This window comes from Sphingomonas fuzhouensis (genome assembly GCF_034659795.1).
In the GTDB taxonomy this organism is placed as follows: Bacteria; Pseudomonadota; Alphaproteobacteria; order Sphingomonadales; family Sphingomonadaceae; genus Sphingomonas; species Sphingomonas fuzhouensis.
In genome coordinates this window covers 199,493-218,035 of sequence record NZ_JAXSQY010000003.1, presented here as the reverse complement: position 1 = coordinate 218,035, position 18,543 = coordinate 199,493, and the positions used below count along the sequence as shown (strand labels likewise).

The 18,543-nt window shown below is 66.3% G+C and carries 18 protein-coding genes; 9 read left to right on the top strand and 9 right to left on the bottom strand.

Annotated elements, in window-relative coordinates; translation table 11 throughout:
* Positions 1–36: 36 nt before the first annotated feature.
* The gene (locus tag U1H82_RS09225; RefSeq protein ID WP_322964633.1) at positions 37–261 is read right to left on the bottom strand and encodes a DUF1272 domain-containing protein; all 225 of its coding nucleotides are present in this window, start codon (positions 259–261) and stop codon (positions 37–39) included.
* Positions 261–1,601 carry a phosphoglucosamine mutase gene (gene glmM, locus U1H82_RS09220; protein WP_322964632.1) on the bottom strand — a complete coding sequence of 447 codons (1,341 nt, stop codon included), beginning with the start codon at positions 1,599–1,601 and terminating at the stop codon, positions 261–263. Before glmM ends, U1H82_RS09225 begins: the two co-directional genes overlap by 1 nt.
* Before the next feature lie 97 nt (positions 1,602–1,698).
* On the opposite strand from glmM, the gene U1H82_RS09215 reads away from it, so the two are divergent.
* Together U1H82_RS09215 and U1H82_RS09210 are read left to right on the top strand one after the other, a co-directional pair.
* Positions 1,699–2,943, top strand: a complete 1,245-nt coding sequence (locus U1H82_RS09215) for a dicarboxylate/amino acid:cation symporter (protein ID WP_322964631.1) — start codon at positions 1,699–1,701, stop codon at positions 2,941–2,943.
* Positions 2,940–3,932 (top strand): aldo/keto reductase, encoded by a 993-nt coding sequence (locus U1H82_RS09210; RefSeq protein ID WP_322964630.1) that lies wholly within the window; start codon positions 2,940–2,942, stop codon positions 3,930–3,932. The genes U1H82_RS09215 and U1H82_RS09210 overlap by 4 nt, the downstream gene beginning before the upstream one ends.
* 196 nt (positions 3,933–4,128) lie before the next feature.
* Here the strand turns inward: U1H82_RS09210 and U1H82_RS09205 are convergent, their stop codons facing one another.
* A complete protein-coding gene (locus U1H82_RS09205) occupies positions 4,129–5,715 on the bottom strand; it encodes a peptide MFS transporter (protein ID WP_322964629.1) in 1,587 nt (528 codons plus the stop codon).
* A gap of 131 nt (positions 5,716–5,846) precedes the next feature.
* Here U1H82_RS09205 and U1H82_RS09200 point away from each other — a divergent pair, with 131 nt between their 5' ends.
* On the top strand, positions 5,847–6,437 hold the full coding sequence (locus tag U1H82_RS09200) for a nitroreductase family protein (RefSeq protein ID WP_322964628.1): 591 nt from the start codon (positions 5,847–5,849) through the stop codon (positions 6,435–6,437).
* An 83-nt stretch (positions 6,438–6,520) separates the two neighbouring features.
* Entirely contained in the window at positions 6,521–6,877 is a 357-nt protein-coding gene (locus U1H82_RS09195; protein ID WP_322964627.1) for a GntR family transcriptional regulator, read from the top strand.
* Here the strand turns inward: U1H82_RS09195 and U1H82_RS09190 are convergent.
* The 4 genes from U1H82_RS09190 to cobS form a co-directional block, all read right to left on the bottom strand.
* Positions 6,858–7,862 carry a PepSY-associated TM helix domain-containing protein gene (locus tag U1H82_RS09190; RefSeq protein ID WP_322964626.1) on the bottom strand — a complete coding sequence of 335 codons (1,005 nt, stop codon included), beginning with the start codon at positions 7,860–7,862 and terminating at the stop codon, positions 6,858–6,860. The genes U1H82_RS09195 and U1H82_RS09190 overlap by 20 nt on opposite strands.
* 167 nt (positions 7,863–8,029) lie before the next feature.
* Positions 8,030–8,281, bottom strand: a complete 252-nt coding sequence (locus tag U1H82_RS09185; RefSeq protein ID WP_322964625.1) for a ribbon-helix-helix domain-containing protein — start codon at positions 8,279–8,281, stop codon at positions 8,030–8,032.
* On the bottom strand, positions 8,278–10,101 hold the full coding sequence (gene cobT / locus U1H82_RS09180) for a cobaltochelatase subunit CobT (RefSeq protein WP_322964624.1): 1,824 nt from the start codon (positions 10,099–10,101) through the stop codon (positions 8,278–8,280). The genes U1H82_RS09185 and cobT overlap by 4 nt, the downstream gene beginning before the upstream one ends.
* A gap of 5 nt (positions 10,102–10,106) precedes the next feature.
* The gene (gene cobS / locus U1H82_RS09175; protein WP_294269930.1) at positions 10,107–11,111 is read right to left on the bottom strand and encodes a cobaltochelatase subunit CobS; all 1,005 of its coding nucleotides are present in this window, start codon (positions 11,109–11,111) and stop codon (positions 10,107–10,109) included.
* 204 nt (positions 11,112–11,315) lie between these two features.
* Here cobS and U1H82_RS09170 point away from each other — a divergent pair, with 204 nt between their 5' ends.
* A complete protein-coding gene (locus U1H82_RS09170; RefSeq protein ID WP_322964623.1) occupies positions 11,316–12,080 on the top strand; it encodes a VOC family protein in 765 nt (254 codons plus the stop codon).
* A gap of 160 nt (positions 12,081–12,240) precedes the next feature.
* Here the strand turns inward: U1H82_RS09170 and U1H82_RS09165 are convergent, their stop codons facing one another.
* Positions 12,241–12,855 carry a J domain-containing protein gene (locus U1H82_RS09165; protein WP_322964622.1) on the bottom strand — a complete coding sequence of 205 codons (615 nt, stop codon included), beginning with the start codon at positions 12,853–12,855 and terminating at the stop codon, positions 12,241–12,243.
* Between the two features lie 40 nt (positions 12,856–12,895).
* Between U1H82_RS09165 and U1H82_RS09160 the strand changes: the two genes are divergently transcribed.
* From U1H82_RS09160 to U1H82_RS09145, 4 genes are read left to right on the top strand one after another with little or no spacing between them, the layout of a single operon-like run.
* Complete coding sequence (locus U1H82_RS09160) at positions 12,896–13,180, top strand: BolA family protein (protein ID WP_322964621.1); 285 nt, start codon at positions 12,896–12,898, stop codon at positions 13,178–13,180.
* A 1-nt stretch (position 13,181) separates the two neighbouring features.
* Positions 13,182–13,874 (top strand): glutathione S-transferase, encoded by a 693-nt coding sequence (locus U1H82_RS09155; RefSeq protein WP_322964620.1) that lies wholly within the window; start codon positions 13,182–13,184, stop codon positions 13,872–13,874.
* A complete protein-coding gene (locus U1H82_RS09150; RefSeq protein WP_322964619.1) occupies positions 13,871–14,332 on the top strand; it encodes an NUDIX hydrolase in 462 nt (153 codons plus the stop codon). The genes U1H82_RS09155 and U1H82_RS09150 overlap by 4 nt, the downstream gene beginning before the upstream one ends.
* Complete coding sequence (locus tag U1H82_RS09145; RefSeq protein ID WP_322964618.1) at positions 14,325–15,224, top strand: pirin family protein; 900 nt, start codon at positions 14,325–14,327, stop codon at positions 15,222–15,224. The genes U1H82_RS09150 and U1H82_RS09145 overlap by 8 nt, the downstream gene beginning before the upstream one ends.
* 54 nt (positions 15,225–15,278) lie before the next feature.
* Here the strand turns inward: U1H82_RS09145 and U1H82_RS09140 are convergent, their stop codons facing one another.
* A complete protein-coding gene (locus U1H82_RS09140; protein WP_322964617.1) occupies positions 15,279–18,347 on the bottom strand; it encodes a TonB-dependent receptor domain-containing protein in 3,069 nt (1,022 codons plus the stop codon).
* Between the last annotated feature and the right edge of the window lie 196 nt (positions 18,348–18,543).

Below are 18,543 nucleotides of genomic sequence, written 5' to 3'. Positions count from 1 at the left end.
GGGCCCGCATAGAGGGACGGGCCGCCAAGGTCGAGGTCAGCCGCGAAAACGGCCTTGCGTGGAGGCGGGATTGGCCTTCAGCACCCGGCCCATCCGCGTGGGCCGATCGAGCAGTTCGCCGCCGCAATCGGGGCAGATCTCGTCCAGTGCGTCGGCGCATTCGGCGCAGAAGGTCGTCTCCAGCGAGCAGATGAACGCGCCGCCCTGGCTCGGGGGCAGGTCCGTGCCGCAACGCTCGCAATCGGGACGCATCTCCAGCATCAGGCGGCCACCTCGCGCACCACGTCGCAGATGCGGTCAACCAGCGTCTCCACCTGGCGCTTGTCCTCGCCCTCGGCCATCACGCGGATGACCGGCTCGGTGCCGGAGGGGCGGATGACCAGGCGGCCGCGCCCGGCCAATTCGGCCTCGGCGGCGGCGATGACGCCTTGCACCTTTTCATGCTCCAGCGGCTTGCCGCCCGCGAAACGGACATTCTTGAGCAACTGCGGCAGCGGGTCGAAGCGGTGCAGCACCTCGCTGGCGGGCGCGCCCGACCGCTTCAGCTCGGCCAGCACCTGAAGCGCCGCGACCAGCCCGTCGCCGGTGCGGGCATAGTCGGACAGGATGATATGCCCCGACTGCTCGCCGCCGACATTGTAACCGCGCGTGCGCATCGCTTCGAGAACATGGCGGTCGCCGACCTTGGTACGGATCAGGCCCAGCCCCTGTGCGGCGAGATGCCGCTCCAGCCCGAGATTCGACATGACGGTGGCGACGAGGCCGCCGCCCGCCAGACGGCCTTCGCGGGCATAGCTGGTCGCGATCATCGCCATCAGCTGGTCGCCATCGACGACCGCGCCGGTCTCGTCGACGATGATCAGGCGGTCGGCGTCACCGTCCAGCGCGATGCCGATGTCCGCGCCGCTCGCCACCACCGTCTCGGCCAGTGTCTGCGGCGCGGTGGAGCCGACGCCGTCATTGATGTTGGTGCCGTTCGGCGTCACGCCGATCGCGACCACGTCCGCACCCAGTTCCCACAAGGCAGCGGGCGCGACCTTATAGGCGGCGCCGTTCGCGCAATCGATCACGACGCGCAGGCCGTCCAGGCGCAGCGCCTGTGGGAAGGTGGACTTGGCGAAGTGGATATAGCGTCCGGCGGCGTCATCGACCCGGCGCGAACGGCCGATCTTGCCCGAGGGGACGAGCGGTACATTCTGCTCGATCAGGTCCTCGATCGATTCCTCGTCCTCGTCGGACAGTTTGTAGCCGTCCGGGCCGAACAGCTTGATGCCGTTATCGGCGAAGGGATTATGGCTGGCCGAGATCATCACGCCGATGTCGGCGCGCATCGAATGGGTCAGCATCGCGACGGCGGGCGTGGGAAGCGGCCCCAGCATCACTACGTCCATGCCGACGCTGGTGAAACCTGCGACCAGCGCCGATTCGAGCATATAGCCCGACAGACGCGTGTCCTTGCCGATCACGACGCGGTGGCGGTGATCGCCGCGCAGGAAATAGGCACCCGCCGCCATGCCGACCTTCATCGCCATCTCGGCGGTCATCACCGGGCCGTTGGTCGCACCGCGAATGCCATCGGTGCCGAAATATTTTCTTGCCATACGGTCAGGTCCCTGGCGGTCTAAAAGAGGAAACACTTTGTGGTTGCGCCCCGTTTAGCGTGACCTTTCCAAAAGCTCAAAGACGCCAAAGGCCCTCATGTCGCGTGCCACGCTGATCCTCCTGTCGCTCGCTGCCGGTCTGTTGGTCGGGGTGGGACTGTCCGCCGTCTCGCCGGGGGCGGCGGGGTATGGCCTGCTGGTCGCAGGGCCGGTGGGGACGCTGTGGCTTAACGGGTTGCAGATGACGGTCATCCCGCTGGTCGTCACGCTGCTGATCACCGGGGTCGCCGCCACGGCCGAGGCGGCGCAGGCCGGGCGGATCGCCGCGCGGGCGATCGCGACCTTCCTGGCGCTGGTCACGCTGACCGCGACCATGGCGGCGTTCGTCACCCCGTTGCTGCTGTCGCTGGTGCCGATCCCGCGCGGGGCGGCGGAGGCGCTGAAGACGGCGCTGGGCCATGCCGCGCCCGTCGGGCCGACCCCGCCGATCGCCGAGTTCCTGTCCTCGATCGTGCCGACCAACATCTTTGCCGCCGCGACCAACAATGCGCTGCTGTCGCTGATCCTGTTCACGCTGGCCTTCGCCTTTGCGATCACCCGGATCGAGGGGGAGGGGCGTGGGTTGCTGCTCGGCTTCTTCGCCGCGATCCGCGATGCGATGCTGGTCCTGATCGGCTGGGTCTTGTGGCTGGCACCGATTGGGGTGTTCGCGCTCGCCTTCGGGGTGGGGGCGAGTGCGGGGGGCGCGGCGTTCGGAGCGCTGGCCCATTATATCGCGATCATCGCCAGCATCGGCGTCATCGTCATGCTGATGGCCTATGGCGTGGCACGGATCGCCGCGCGGGTGCCGCTGAGCCGTTTCGCCCGTGCGCTGGCACCGGCCCAGGCGGTGGCGATCTCGACCCAAAGCTCGCTGGCCAGCCTGCCCGCGATGGTCGAGGGGACCCGGACCCTGCGCATCGCCCCCGCCACCGCCGGGCTGGTCCTGCCGATGGCGGTGGCGATGTTCCGCGCGACCCAGCCCGCGATGAACGTCGCGGTCGCGCTCTATATCGCCGACTGGTTCGGGATCGTGCCGGGCATGGCCTCGGTCGCCGCCGCCGTGGTGGTCGCGATCCTGTGTTCGCTGGGCTCGGCCAGCCTGCCGTCGCAGATCACCTTCTTCGCCTCGATCGCGCCGGTCTGCGTCGCGCTGGGCGTGCCCGCCGCGCCTTTGGGGCTGCTCATCGCGGTGGAGACGATTCCCGACATCTTCCGGACGCTGGGCAATGTCAGCATGGACCTTGCCGCCACCGCGACCGTTTCTCGGGCAAGCGGCACGATTGATGAGGAACGCCCATGAAATATCGCACGCTCGGCCCCGACTTCGAGGTGTCCGCACTGGGCCTCGGCTGCATGCCGATGGCCGGTGTCGGTCGGAACATGTATGGCGAGGCGAACGAGGCGGAGAGCATCGCCACCATCCACCGCGCGATCGAACTGGGCGTGACCCTGTTCGACACCGGCGAAATCTATGGCCCGCTTGTCAATGAGGAACTGGTCGGCCGCGCCATTCGCGGCAAGCGCGACGCGGTGGTGATCGCGACCAAGTTCGGCTTCCGCTATGACGAAACCGGGATGACCGGCGTCGATTCCACCCCGGCCAATGTCCAGCGTGCCTGCGAGGGCTCGCTCAAGCGGCTAGGCGTCGAGACGATCGACCTGTTCTATCAGCACCGCGTCGACCCCAACGTGCCCATCGAGGATACGGTCGGTGCGATGGGGCGGCTGGTCGAGCAGGGCAAGGTGCGTCGGCTGGGCCTGTCCGAGGCGAGCGCCGAGACGATCCGCCGCGCCGCCGCCGTCCATCCGATCGCGGCGGTCCAATCGGAATATTCGCTATGGGAGCGCGATGTCGAGGCGGACATCCTGCCGGTGGTGCGCGAACTCGGTATCGGTTTCGTGCCGTACAGCCCGCTGGGGCGTGGCTTCCTGACCGGGCAGATCACGTCCCGCGACGACCTGCCCGAGGGGGATTATCGCCGCAACGATCCGCGTTATTCGGAAGAGAATTTCGACCGCAATCTGAAAGTCGTGGACGTGGTGAAGAGCATCGCTGCCGCGCATGATGCCAGCGCGGCGCAGGTGGCGCTGGCATGGCTGCTGGCACAAGGCGAAGACATCGTGCCGATCCCCGGCTCCAAGCGTCGCGTGACGCTCGAGGATTCGATGAAGGCGGCGGCGCTGACGCTGTCGGCGGAGGAGCTTGCCAGGCTGGATCAGGCATCGCCGCGTGGCGGCACGGCGGGGCCGCGTTATGGCGAACGAGCGATGGCGATGACGCGGCTGTGATTTGCGTTCGCGCGGAGACGCGGAGGGGGCGTATCCAGCCTTTAGGCTGGCTTTCGACAACAACGGTGCGGCAAAGCGGAACGCCGAACTACGCGAGCCGCTGAAGCGCGCCTCAACCTCTCTGCGCCTCCGCGCCTCCGCGCGAACAAAAGCAAAAAAGCCGGTCCGCCGCCCGAAACGACAGACCGGCCCATGGTCAAAGCGGCTTCTGCTCCAACCGCGTATCGACACCCGCCGCCGCCGGTTCGGCCAGTTCCTTGTCCCCCGCCAGCGCGGCGTCCGCCTTCAACAGGTCGAGATGCATCAGCCGGGCGATGAACGGCGACACGACCAGCACGACCACGCCGATCCCGATCGAGAACCAGCCGATCCGCGTATAGACGTCGAGCACCTTTTCGGGGCCCGCACCCTCGCCGCCGGTCGCCTGCGCGATCAGCCCGGCGATGAAATTGCCCGCCGCCGTCGCCAGGAACCAGGTGCCCATCATCAGCCCCGTCATGCTGGGCAGCGACAGCCGCGTCATCGCCGCCAGACCGACCGGCGAGAAGCACAGTTCGGCCATGGTGTGGATCAGATAGACCAGGATCACGAAGATCACCGGCGTCGGCATGCCCGCATAGGCCGCCGCCCCCGCGACCAGCACCATGAAGCCCGCGCCCACGCCGACCAGGCCGATGCCGAACTTGAACGGCGCGCTCGGCTCCCACCCGCGCTTACCCAGGATCGTCCACAGCGCGGCGAACAGCGGGGCGAGCAGGATGATGAAGATCGAATTGACCGACTGGAAGGCCGAGGCCGGAATGGTCCAGCCCAAGAGCGTCCGGTCGACCGAGCGATCGGTATAGAGGTTCAGCGACGACCCCGCCTGCTCGAACAGCGCCCAGAAGAGCGGGCAGAGCGCGATCAGGAAGAGGGCGGCGAAGATACGATCACGGTCGACCTTGGGCAGCTGGAACACCGCGCGCCACAGGATGAAAAGGACGGTGGCGGCGGCGAAGACGGTCAGCAGCGTGCCGACCGCATCCTGATGCTGGATCAGCTGCCACACGCCCAGCGTCGCGACGATCGCGCCCAGATAGATCAGCCATTCGCGCGACAGGCCCGCAACGACCGGTGCCCGCAGCGCAGGGAGCGAGGGCGCTTCGCCCGCGCCGTGCAATTCGCGCTTCAAGGCGATGAAGGCGACCAGGCCGAGCAGCATGCCGACACCCGCCGCGCCGAAGCCATAGGCCCAGCCGACCGTCTCACCCAGCACGCCGCACACGATCGGCCCCAGCGCGCCGCCCGCATTGATGCCCATATAGAAGATCGAGAAGGCCGGATCGCGGCGCATGTCGTCGCGCGCGTAGAGCTGTCCCACCAGCACCGAGATATTGGCCTTCAGGAAGCCGGTGCCGATCACGATCGCGGCGAGGGCCAGGTAGAAGCCCTCCAGATAGGCGCCCGTCGCCCCCTGTGGCCCCTCCATGATCGCGATCAGGATATGGCCGAAGGCGATGAACAAGCCCCCCGCCAGCACCGCGCGCCTCGCCCCCAGATAGCGGTCGGCCAGATAGCCGCCGATGACGGGCGTCACATAGACCAGCGAGGTATAGGCGGCATAGGTGCCGAAAGCCGGTTCGTCGGCGAACAGGAAATGCTTGGTCAGGTAGAAGACCAGGATGGCGCGCATTCCGTAATAGGAAAAACGCTCCCACATCTCGGTGAAGAACAACAGGAACAGGCCGCGGGGATGCCCCAAAACCGTCTTGCCGCGCGCGGCGGCCTCATACGCAGTCGCCATGCCGGCGTTCACTCCATCGGGATCGCCCCGGCGCAACCCGAAGGGCGCACGCGAAGGGCGTAATGGTTCAGTAACCTAACGCCAAAGCCGCGACTGTAAATATCATGCGCGACGACGTAAGGATCGATCCCATGACCGACATCGCTTTCAACGACCGTTCGACCCCGCTGACGCTGCTGGCGACCCGCCGCTCGGGCAAGCCGCGCGACCTGATCGCGCCGGGGCCGCAGCCGGAGGAACTGGCGCAGATGCTGACCATCGCGGCGCGCACGCCCGACCATGGCAAGCTGGCCCCCTGGCGCTTCGTGATCGTGCCGAAGGAGGCCCGCGCGAAGCTGGCGGAGGTCATCACCACCGCCTACCGCGCCGAACGGCCGCAGGCGGGCGCGACCGAGATCGCCGCGCTGGAGCAGTTCGCGCATCAGGCCCCCGATCTGGTCGTCGTCCTGTCCTCACCCCGCACCGAAAGCCATATTCCGCTGTGGGAACAGGAATTGTCGGCGGGCGCGGCGTGCATGAACCTGCTCCATGCCGCCCATGCCATGGGTTATGCCGGGGGCTGGCTGACCGGCTGGCCCGCTTTTTCGGATGCAGTGCGCGATGCATTCGGGGCCGCGCCCGAGCGGATCGTCGGCTTCGTCTTCCTCGGCACGCCCGGCCGCCCGCTCGACGAACGGCCGCGTCCCGACATGGCGCGAATCGTCTCGACCTGGAACGGATAAGCCGGGGTTCGGGGGCGGCGGTTTTGCAAACGATATCGGGATCAGGCCTCGACATCGTTTCTCCCATGCTGTATTAACTCGGCATGACAGCTCTTAGCGGCGACGACAGCCCGGTTTACATCCGCCTGCGCGGCACGATCGCGGCGGGCATCCTCAACGGCACCTACCGGACCGGGGATCAGCTTCCCTCGGTGCGCGCGCTCGCCGCCGAGCAGGGCGCGAACCCGCTGACGGTCGCCAAGGCCTATCAGAGCTTTCAGGACGACGGCTATGTCGAGGTGCGGCGCGGCGTCGGCATGTTCGTGATGCCGGGCGCCGCCGACCGGTTGCGCGCCGCCGAGCGGCAGAGCTTCCTGGCGGTGCAATGGCCGCGCATCCGCGACCATATCGAACTGCTGGGCCTCGACGCGACCGACCTGCTCAGCGCCGAGCGCGTCTGACCTTCGGGCGGCGGCCCCAGGCGATCAGCCCGGACATCGCGACCCAGGCGGCCAGCAGGCCGGTCAGCGTGGCGAGCGGATACCAGAGCCACGGCGCTCCCTGCCCCGTGTGAACCTGCCGGACCCAGGACAGCATCACCGGCCCCGTATGAGCGGGCGCGGCCAGCGCCTTGGCGCTGTCGTCGGCGACCTTGATAACGCGCGGTTCGCCATCGAAGTGTAGCGTCCAATCGGGCGATCGCTCGGTCGGCCATTCGATCCGGCGCAGCGGACCCTGCGCCCAGCCCCGCGCGCTGGTCACGACCCGCTCGACGGGCAAAGCGGCGCGGGCGATCGGCGGCGCGGTGGGCGTGCCGGTCAGGCCCGGCGACAGGACAAGCGCCAGCCCGGTCGCCGTCATGGCAAGAACCGGAATCGCCGACCACAAGCCGACCCGCCGGTGCGCGACCGACCAGCGGGACTCGCTGCGGGCGCGTTTCCTGGGGCGTTCGCGCGTCACCTGTGTCCAAAGTCCGGTCAGGCTCGCGAGCACCAGGCCGAGCCCGCCCAGCCCGGCGATCCACCGGCCCAGACCGGCCAGGAACAGCCCGTCATGCAGCCGCCGGGCCAGACCGATGCCGCCGCCGCCCTGCCATCCGCTCGCCAGCACCTGCGCGGTCAGCGGATCGAGGAACAGAAGGCGCTGGGCCCGATCACTCGTCCGGTCGAGCGTCACGACGACCGGCGACGATCCCTGCGCCAGCGATAGCGCGGCGATCCGCTCACCGGGGCGCAGGCGGCGATAGGCCGCGTCGGCATAGCGGGCGGCGGGGAGGCGGCTCTCCCCGGTGATCCGGTAGCGGGCGGGCGAGGCGATGCGCTCGATCATTGGCGCACAGGCCAAGATCGCGCCCGACAGCGCCAATGCGGCCGCGATCAGTCCGACCGCCAGCCCCAGCCAGCGATGGACCCCCAATCCCAGGTCGCGAGAGGATTTTCCGGCCACACAAACCCCGAAACAGACGGCGCGCCCTGCCGGAGCGGCGGAGCGGCGTCAATTGGCCGCTCACAAGCCAGCCCCCCATCCTCCGTCATTGCGAGCGCAGCGAAGCAATCCACTGTCCGGGCAAGACGCCTTGGATTGCTTCGCTGCGCTCGCAATGACGGGTGGGATCAGTCCTGGCGCCGCACAAACAACCAGGATCGGATCGCACTCGCCAGATTCGGCGGGTCGTCCGCGACGATGCGCAGCGCGTCGATCTCCGCCACCAGCGCCGACAGCGGCAGGCCGTGCGCCAAGGCCGCTTCCTCCAGCGCGGTCCAGAAGACCGGCTCCAGGCTGATCGAGGTGGCGTGCCCGGCGATGGTGATCGAGCGCTTCACCGGGCCGACAAAGCCATGCGCCGGGGCCGCGATCCGGCTCATTCGGTGTCGAACAGGCTGGCCAATTGCTCGATGATCGTGCCGCCCAGCTGCTCGGCATCCATGATCGTCACCGCGCGCGCATAATAGCGGGTCACGTCATGGCCGATGCCGATCGCGATCAGCTCGACCGGGCTCTTACTTTCGATCCAGCCGATGACTTGGCGCAGATGCCGCTCCAGATAGCTGCCCGAATTGACCGACAGGGTCGAATCGTCGACCGGCGCACCGTCGGAGATGACCATCAGGATGCGCCGCTCCTCGGGCCGCGCGATCAACCGGCTATGCGCCCACATCAGCGCCTCGCCGTCGATATTCTCCTTGAGCAGCCCCTCGCGCATCATCAGGCCGAGATTGTTGCGCGCCCGCCGCCATGGCTCGTCGGCCTGTTTGTAGACGATGTGGCGAATATCGTTCAGCCGCCCCGGCTGCGGCGGCCGCCCGGCGGCAAGCCAGGTCTCGCGGCTCTGCCCGCCCTTCCAGGCGCGGGTGGTGAAGCCTAAGATTTCGGTCTTCACCCCGCAGCGCTCCAGCGTGCGCGCCAAGATGTCGGCGGAGATGGCGGCAATGCCGATCGGCCGCCCGCGCATCGACCCTGAATTGTCGATCAGCAGCGTGACGACGGTATCGCGGAAATCGGTATCGCGCTCGATCTTGTAGGACAGCGACTGGCCGGGATTGACCACCACACGGGCGAGGCGCGCTGCGTCGAGGATGCCCTCTTCCTGGTCGAAGTCCCAGGATCGCGACTGCTGCGCCATCAACCGGCGTTGCAGCCGGTTGGCGAGCTTCGACACGGCCGACTGCAGATGCGCCAGCTGCTGGTCGAGATAGCCACGAAGCCGCGCCAGCTCGTCGGCGTCGCACAGCTCGCCCGCCGCGATCACCTCGTCATATTGGGTGGTCCAGGGCTTATAGTCGAACTGCGACGCCAGATCGTTGAGCGGGCGGTTGGGCCGAGTCGGCTGGCTGCCCTCGTCACCATCCTCGCCCGGCTCGCCGTCGAGATCGTCGAGCGAATCCTGGCTCTGCTCCTGCGATTCGCCGTCTTCGCTGTCCGAGTCGCGCTTCTCGGCGCGGGCCTCGACCTCGCCTTCGCCCTGACCCTGTTCGTCGTTATCCTCGTCGCTCTCGTCCTGCTGCTGCTCGTCCTCGCCCTCTTCCTCATTGCCGCCCTCATCGGCCTGGTCGGGTTCGGCGGGCGGCTCGGCGAGTTCGAGGTCGGCGAGCATCTTGGCGGTCAGCGACTGGAACGCCTTCTGGTCGTCCATCGCACCCGCCAGCGCGTCGAGATCGGTCGCGCCCTCCAGCCAGTCACGGACCAGCGCCAGCGCGGGCGCGGTCTCGGCGGGCGAAGGCCGTCCCGTCATCCGCTCGCGCAGGAGCAGGCCGAGCGCGGTCGACAGCGGCACCTCGTCCCGGTTGCGCGCCCGCGTCATCGGGTCGGAGCGCAGTCGTACGTCGAGCGCATGGGCGAGGTTGTCGCCGATCCCGGCATAACCCCGCGCGCCCAGCGCCTCGATCCGCGCCGTCTCGACCGCGTCATAGACCGCGCGCGCCACCGCCTCGACCGGCGCGGCCTTGGCATGGAGCGCGGTGTCGTGCAGCTTCAGCCGCAGCGCAAAGGCATCGGCAAAGCCGCGCGCCTCCGCCACCTGTTCGGGCGGCAGCGTGCGGCCCGGCATCGGCACGCGGATATGCTTGCCCGATGACGTCGGCGCATCGGCGGTGAAGGCGAGCTCCACCTCCGGCTCCTGCGCGATGGTGCGGGCCGTGCCGCCGAGGACCGCCTTGAACCGGTCGAGAGGGGTATCGTGCGCCAAGGGGATCAGGCCCGGCCGACGACGCTTTCGGGCAGGTCCTTGCCGAACACGCGCTGATAATATTCCGCCACCAGCGCGCGCTCATTCTCGTCGCACTTGTTGAGGAACGACAGGCGGAAGGCAAAGCCCGGATCGCCGAAGATCAGCGTGTTCTGCGCCCAGGTGATGACCGTACGCGGGCTCATCACGGTCGAGATGTCGCCGTTGATGAAGCCCTTGCGCGTCATGTCGGCGACGCGGACCATATTCTCGACCAGCTGCTTGCCGTCGGGCTTGTCATATTCGCCCGACTTGGCGAGCACGATCTGCGCCTCGGTGGCGGCGGGCAGATAGTTGAGCGTGACCACGATGTTCCAGCGGTCCATCTGACCCTGGTTGATCTGCTGCGTGCCGTGATACAGGCCGCTGGTGTCGCCCAGACCCACCGTATTGGCGGTGGCGAACAGGCGGAACCACTTGTTCGGGCGGATGACCCGGTTCTGGTCGAGCAGGGTCAGCTTGCCCTCGGTTTCCAGCACGCGCTGGATCACGAACATCACGTCGGGGCGCCCTGCATCATATTCGTCGAAGACGAGCGCGGTCGGCGTCTGGAGCGCCCAGGGGAGCAGGCCCTCGCGGAACTCGGTGACCTGCTGCCCGTCCTTGAGCACGATGGCGTCGCGGCCGATCAGGTCGATGCGGCTGATATGCGCGTCCAGGTTGATGCGGATGCACGGCCAGTTGAGGCGGGCGGCGACCTGCTCGATATGGCTGGACTTGCCGGTGCCGTGATAGCCCTGCACCATCACGCGGCGGTTGTGCGCAAAACCGGCCAGGATCGCCAGCGTGGTGTCGGGATCGAACACATAGGCGGGATCGAGATCGGGGACGCGCTCATCGGCCTCGGAGAAGGCGGGCACCTCCATATCGGTGTCGATGCCGAACAGGTCGCGCACCGACACCATCTTGTCGGGTGCATCGAGAATCGTCGTATCGCGGCTGTCGGGAAGCGTATTCGGGATGTTGGTCATCAGGCCCTCGTCTCGTCGCTCAACGCCTTAGGCCAAGGGCGGCTCCCTACTCAATGGCAAGGATCGCAGGAAGATGGCCGTTCGGCTCAAGCGGAGCGGTTGCGCCGGCCAGGCTTCGCGGTCATCCTCGCCCCTGTGATTCGAGGATTGGGTGCAGGCTAACAGCTTCTAAAATCGTGCGGAATCTGCGGAGGGGCAGGGGTGATGGCGAATTTCATCTGGTACGAACTGCTGACCGACGATGTCGCGGCGGCGCAGGCTTTTTACGGTGCGGTGATCGGTTGGCAGGTCGGTGACAGCGGTATTCCCGATCTGGATTACCGCATCGTCGCGACGCCGGAGGGCGAAGCGATCGGCGGCCTGATGCAGCGGCCCGAGGGCGCGCCCGGCAAGTCGGTATGGCTGGGCTATCTGCCCGTCGTCGATGTCGACGAAGCGCTGGGCGCGATCGTCGAGGATGGCGGACAGGTGCTGATGCCCGCCTGGACCATGGCGGGGGTGGGACGGATGGCGCTGGCGGCCGATCCGCTGGGCGCCCCCTTCTATATCATGGCGCCGCAGGATGCGCGGCCGTCGCGGGCGTTCGTCCCGCATGGCACCGACCCGGCGACCGGCCATGTCGTCTGGAACGAGCGCATCGCCAGCGATCCCGACCGGGCGCTGGCCTTTTTCGGGCGGCATTTCGGCTGGAGCCATCAGGGCGGGATGCCGATGGGTGAGCTGGGCGAATATCGCTTCCTGGCCGATGGGCCGGTCGTGCTGGGCGCGCTGATGGAATGCCCGCCGGGCGGTGAGCCGGGTTGGCATTTCTATGTCGCGGTGGACGATATCGACGCGGCGGCGGTGCGGGTGACCGACGCGGGCGGCACGATCGAGTTCGGACCGATGGAGATTCCGGGCGGGGACTATTCGCTATCGGCGCGTGATCCGCAGGGCGCGCGATTCGGGCTGGTCGGGCCGCGCAACTAAAATTCCTCCTCTGCAAGGGGAGGTGGCAGTCCGTAGGACGGACGGAGGGGTGTCACCATCAGCGGGGATACCCCTCCACCAGCTTCGTGTTCGAGCTTTGGTCTGCCGGGGGCAGACCAAAGCTCGAACACCCCCTCCCCCTGCAGGGGAGGAAAAGGGGTCACGCGAAGGCGGGTGCTTGACGCAGTTGCTGATAGGCCGCGATGACCTTTTGCAGCCGCCCTTCGTGGCTCCGGTCGCCGCCATTGCGGTCGGGATGATAGCGCCGCACCAGCTCGCTGTACCGCCGCCGTAGCGCGCTCCGGTCCGCATTCGCCTCCAGGCCCAGCACCTTCAGGCTCTCGCGATCCTGCCCCGACAGCGGCTTGCCGTCGCTGCGCTCGGGCGCAGCCTCGCGGCGATAGCGCGCGGCGATGGCATCCAGCGGATCGGAGAAATCGGCCCAGCGGGGTCCCGGATCGGTGCCCCCTTGCGCAAAGGCCCGCGTCTCGCGCTCCCAGCCCGCATAGGGGCGCTGGGCGCGGTGGATCTCGTCCGCGCTCATGCCGTCGAAGAAATTATATCGGCTGTTGAACGCGCGGACATGCTCCAGGCAGAACCAGCGGAACTGGCCTGGCCCGTCGCCGTTGCGCGTGCCCGCGGCCGGGGGGGCGCGGAACTCGCCCGCTTCGGCGCAACCGGCGTGATCGCACGCGCGCTCGCTATTCTCGACGCGGCCGTGGAAACGCGCGCCGGGTTTGTCCTTTGGGGTATCGCTGCTCGACCGACGCGCCACTGCTATCCGCTTGTCCCGAAAAACCGTCTATATAGGGGCCATGACCGATATCACCACCGCCCCTGTCGCCGACCAGATCACCGCCCGCCTGACCGAGGCACTGGCCCCCACCCATCTCGAGGTCATCAACGAAAGCGCGATGCATCGCGGCCATCTGGGCGATGACGGTACCGGCGAGAGCCATTTCCGCGTCATCGTCGAATCGCCCCTGTTCGCCGGGGAATCGCGCGTCGCCCGCCAGCGCCGGGTGAACCACGCGCTCGCCGATCTGTTGTCCGAGCGCATCCATGCGCTGGCGATCAGCGCGAAAGCCCCCGGAGAATAACATGTCCTATGACCTGTGGTACTGGCCCGGCCTGCCGGGACGCGGCGCGTTCGTCCGGCTGACGCTGGAGGCCGCAGGTCTGCCTTACCGGGACCGGGGCGTGGAGGAGGGGGCAGAGGCGCTGCTCGCCGATATGGAAAAGGGCGAACGTCCGCCCTTCGCACCGCCCTATCTCCGCGCCGAGGGCCAGGCGATCGCCCAGGTCGCCAACATCCTCCACTGGCTGACCGAGCGGCACGATCTCGCGCCGGTGAGCGACCGTGTCTGGCTCCACCAGTTGCAACTGACGATCAGCGACATGGTCGCCGAGGTGCACAACGTCCATCACCCGGTCGCGATGATGGCCTATTATCACGAACAGAAACCCGAGGCCGCCCGTGCAGCCGCACAGTTTCGCGACGAGCGCATCCCCAAATTCCTCGGCTATTTCGAACAGGTGCTGGGCGACCGCGACTGGATGGCGGGCGGGCGTTGGTCGCCGGTCGATACCTCGCTGTTCCAATTGGTCGCGGGGCTGCGCTACATGTTCCCCAGGCGGATGGCGGCGATCGAGAGCGACTATCCGGCGCTGATCGCGCTTCATGACCGGGTAAAGACGCTGCCCGGCATCGCCGCCTATCTGGACAGCGACCGGCGACAGGCGTTCAATGAGGACGGAATTTTCCGCCATTATCCGGAGCTTGATTCCGAATGACCCGTATACCCCGTCCCGCCGCGCGCATCCTGTTGGTGGATGGGGCGGGCCGGACCCTGATGTTCCGCTTCACCCCCGATGACCGGCCGCCCTTCTGGTGCACGCCCGGTGGCGCGGTCGATCCGGGGGAGAGCTATGAGGACGCCGCGCGCCGTGAACTCCATGAGGAAACCGGGCTCGACCGCGACTGCGGGCCACAGGTCGCGCGGCGGCAGGTCGCGTTCCGCACCATCGAGGGTGTCGAGGTCGAGGCCGACGAACGCTATTTCCGTGTCGATATCGACGCGCATGAAGTGAACGGCGCAGGCCATACCGCGCTGGAACAGCGGGTGATGCAAAGCTGGCGCTGGTTCACCCGCGAGGAACTGGCCGCGCACACCGAACCCTATTTCCCGACCGATCTGATCGCGCTGCTCGACGCCACGGAGCCGACGCCCACGGAGCAAAGCCATGTTTGACGATTTCCTGCTGCGCACCCTGCAACCCTCCAGCCACGATCTGGGCGGGTTCAAGGTCCATCGCACGCTGCCCAACAAGGAGCGGACGATGGTCGGCCCCTTCATCTTCTTCGACCAGATGGGTCCGGCGCAGCTGTTGCCCGGTTCGGGGATCGACGTGCGGCCGCATCCGCATATCAACCTGTCGACCGTCACCTATCTGTTCGACGGCGCGATCGGGCACCGCGATTCGCTGGGTAGCGATCTGGTGATCGAGCCGGGCGCGGTGAATTTGATGACGGCGGGAAGCGGCATCGTCCATTCCGAACGCTCGCCCAGCGAGATGCGGCCGCAGGGACCGACACTGTCGGGCATCCAGACCTGGCTGGCGATGCCCGAGGCGGTGGAAGAAATCGACCCGGCCTTCGAGCATATCCCCGCCGACGCGCTGCCGGAGATCGAGGGGCAGGGGGCAACCGCGCGGGTCATCATGGGTGAGCTGTGGGGCCAGCGTGCGCCGACTACGACCTATGCAGGCACCATCTATGCCGACATCGCGCTGGAGCCGGGCGGGAGCATTCCCATCGATTCGTCCGCCGAAGAACGCGCCGTCTATTGCGCGCTGGGCGAGGCGAGCCTGGAGGGCATGAAGCTGGAGCCGCAGCGGCTCTACATCCTGAAGCCGGGCATTGCCGCGACGTTGCGCTCGGAACAGGGCGGGCGGGTGATGCTGTGCGGCGGCGATGCCTTCACCACGCCGCGCCATGTCTGGTGGAATTTCGTCTCCTCCCGCCGCGAACGGATCGAAGAGGCCAAACGGGCATGGCGCGCGCGCGAGTTCCCGGCCGTGCCGGGGGATGATCTGGAGCGGATCGAGATTCCGGAGATTCCGAAGACCGTCAGCTATCCGTAATCCATAAGAAAAGGCGTGCGGCTGGTTTGCCGCACGCCTTCCTTGATCGCAGGATCAGAAGCGAGCCGATACGCCCGAATAGATGTAACGGCCGCGTACGTCGTAGAGCCCGCTGCCGCCACCCAGGCCGGTCGTATCGAGCGGCGGATGGCGATCGGTGACATTGTCGACACCGATATACCAGCTGAACTTGTCGGTGGCGTTCACCGCGACGCGAAGGTCGTGATACGCGACGACGGGGTAATATTTGTAATTGGCATAATAGGGATCGCTCGGCGGGTTACCGTTGAGCGAGTTATAATATTCGAATGCGCCGACATATTGGCGACCATTCCAACGCAGGCGATATCCCAGTTCGACCGGTCCGGTCTTCAGGCCGGTGTTGAGCACGAACCGATCGATCGGCGCGCCCAGATTGCCACGCACCCGCGTCCGGAAGCTCGGATCGCTCGGGTTCAGATAGTCGTCCCGCTGGATCAGGTGCGAATATTGCAGTTCCAGCGACAGACGGCCGATACCGTCGATCTGGTGGGTATAATTCAGATCGGCGTCGATACCTCGAGCCCGCAGCTGCGCATAATTGAGCGACGCGGCCAGCAGGGAGTTTTCGATGATCTGGAACGGGACTTCGCCATTGGGGCCGGTGCCGCCGGACATGTTGCGGCGGAACAGCGCGCAATAAGGATTGCTCAGGCTTGCGCTATCATAGCACTGGTTGATGATCGTCTGAGCGTCCAGCGACGAAATGACGTTGCGAACCTTGATGTTGTAATAGTCGACCGACAGCGTCAGGCCCGGCACCCAATGCGGCTGAAGCACCACGCCATAGGTGTAGGAATCGGACTTTTCCGCCTGAAGGTTGATGTTGCCGCCGCTCTTGAAGGCGAGCGAGTTGGAATATTGGAAATTATAGTTGGTCGGGCGTCCCGCCGATGCGCAGTTGGCCGCGCGATTGGTCGGGTTGGGACCGCCATTGATGTTGTCGGCGGAGCAGGGGTCGGAGATGAACGCATAGTTCTGACCCGCTGGCGTGTAGAGCTCACCCAGATTCGGCGCACGCACCGCACGCGCATAGTTTGCGCGGAAGTGGATGTCCTCGACCGGGCGCCAGTCGCCACCGACATTGTACGACCAGACGGTGCCCGCGCTGGTGTTATAGTCGGATACGCGTGCCGCCGCGCTGACGCTCAGTTCCTTCAGCAGGGTCACGTCCTTGATGAACGGAATGCGGACTTCGCCGAACGCTTCCTTCACGGCCAGCGCAGGCGCGGTGAAGGTCGGGATGGAGTTGTAGAAGGTATAGCCCTGTTCGACCAACGGGTCTTGGCGGTAATAGTTGGTTTCACGACGATATTCACCGCCGATCGAGAAGCCGACCGAACCGCCGGGGAGGGTGAAAAGCTTGTCCAGATTGCCGGTCACCGCGCCGGTCACGTCGAACTGGGTGATCTTGCCTGCCGAAGTCGTGCTCTGGAGCAGATAGGCACGCTGGGCGTTGGTGAACTGGCCGCCCATGACGTTGATCGGCGTGCAGGCCGAGACGTCGGCCGCCAGCACGGACGCATTGCCCGCCATGTCGGTGCCCGCCGCGGCAGGATTGACCTGGCTACGGCAGACGATCTGGCCGGATGCGTTGCGTACCGCATCATTGGCGAGCAGGAAGCGCTGGATGTTCAGATTGCCCAGGATGTTGGTCTTTTCCTGGAACTCGCCGTAATTGGCCGAGACGTCATAGTTCCAGCCATCCCAGAAATCGCCGCGTACGCCTGCCACCGCGCGATAGGTGTCGCGGAAGGAGCGTTCCGCCCGGACGCCGAGGCCGAGCATGACTTCACGAACGGCGAAGCTGGTCGCGGTGGGATTGTTCGCCAGGATGACGCCGCGTGCCTGGTCGGTCAGATACGGATTGTTGATGCTGATCCGTTCGCGCGGATCGCCAGTGAAGGTGCCGTTGATGAAGGCCGGGCCGCTGGCGCCTGAACCATAAACGGTGGTATGCGACCACGTCGCCTCGACATAGGGTTCGAACGCATCGCTGAAGGTATAGTGACCGATCAGGTTCAGGTTGACGCGATCAAGCTGCGGCTGAAGCTGAAACTGGTTACGGTCGCGGAAATTGTCGCCATTGCCGCCCTGGAAGGACCCCGTCGGACCGAGGCCGATACGCTGCCCGGTGATTGGCACCAGATTGCCGTTGGGCGTGAAGGTATAGGGGCAGTTGTAGAACGAGCCGTTGGGCGCCGTGCCACAGTTCAGCGCCGAGGTGCCGCCGAAGCGCACTACGCCGGTGGTGCTGTAGGACGCGTTGCGCACGTCATTGAACAGGATGTTTTCAGGCGAGCTGGCCGTTCCCGAACCGGCCGGTAGGACCTGCACGAAGCGCGATTGCTGGGCCAGATAGGGGCGCGAGGTGCCGAAATACTGGTTCTGATGGGCAAATTCCGCGTTGATCGCGATATTGCCGCGGCCTTCCGAGAAGTTCTTGCCCGCCAGCACGCTGACGAATTCCGATCCGGCGTCCTTATAGCTGCTGACGCCGCCCTGCCCGCGAATTTGCAGTCCGTCGAAATCCTTCTTCAGGACGAAGTTGACCACGCCTGCGATCGCGTCCGAGCCATAGACGGCCGAGCTGCCGCCCGTGACGAACTCGACGCGGTCGATCAGATCGGTCGGGATCGTATTGACGTCGACCGAGACGCCCGAGTTGAGGATATCGCCCGCGACATGACGGCGTCCGTTGACCAGAACCAGGGTACGTTGCGGCCCGAGGTTGCGCAGGTCGAGCAGGTTGAGGCCGGCCGTGCCCAGGAAGCGGGTCGAGTTGGACTGGCTGAACGTCGAGGCCAATTGCGGCAGTTGGTTCAGCTGGTCGCCGATCGACACCTGACCGGTCTGGAAGAAGCGTTCGCCCTCGACAGTCGTGATCGGAACGGTCGAATCCAGGTTGGGACGCGAGATGCGCGATCCGGTGACCACGACATCGGCGACAGCATCAGCGTCCTTTTGCGAGGTCTTCGCATCGGTGGACTGGGTGGTCGATCCGGTATCCTGAGCCTGTGCCAGTACCGGCTGAGCCGTGAACACGGCAAGCACGCTCGCACCCGCAAGCAGATGGTTTCGCATTTATAACCCCCTTTTGGTTTTCTGAGGTCAGGAAACCACAAGATTCTCGTATTTAGAAATATTTTTACATAGATTGGAAACATAGCGCGGCTCTGTGGCAAAGCTGCACCACAATATGAAAAATTTTTCATCTTTGAAGAGTGTTTCGACTGCGTTCCAGCCGCTAGCGGGCCCGGCCCGTGCGAACATGGGCAAG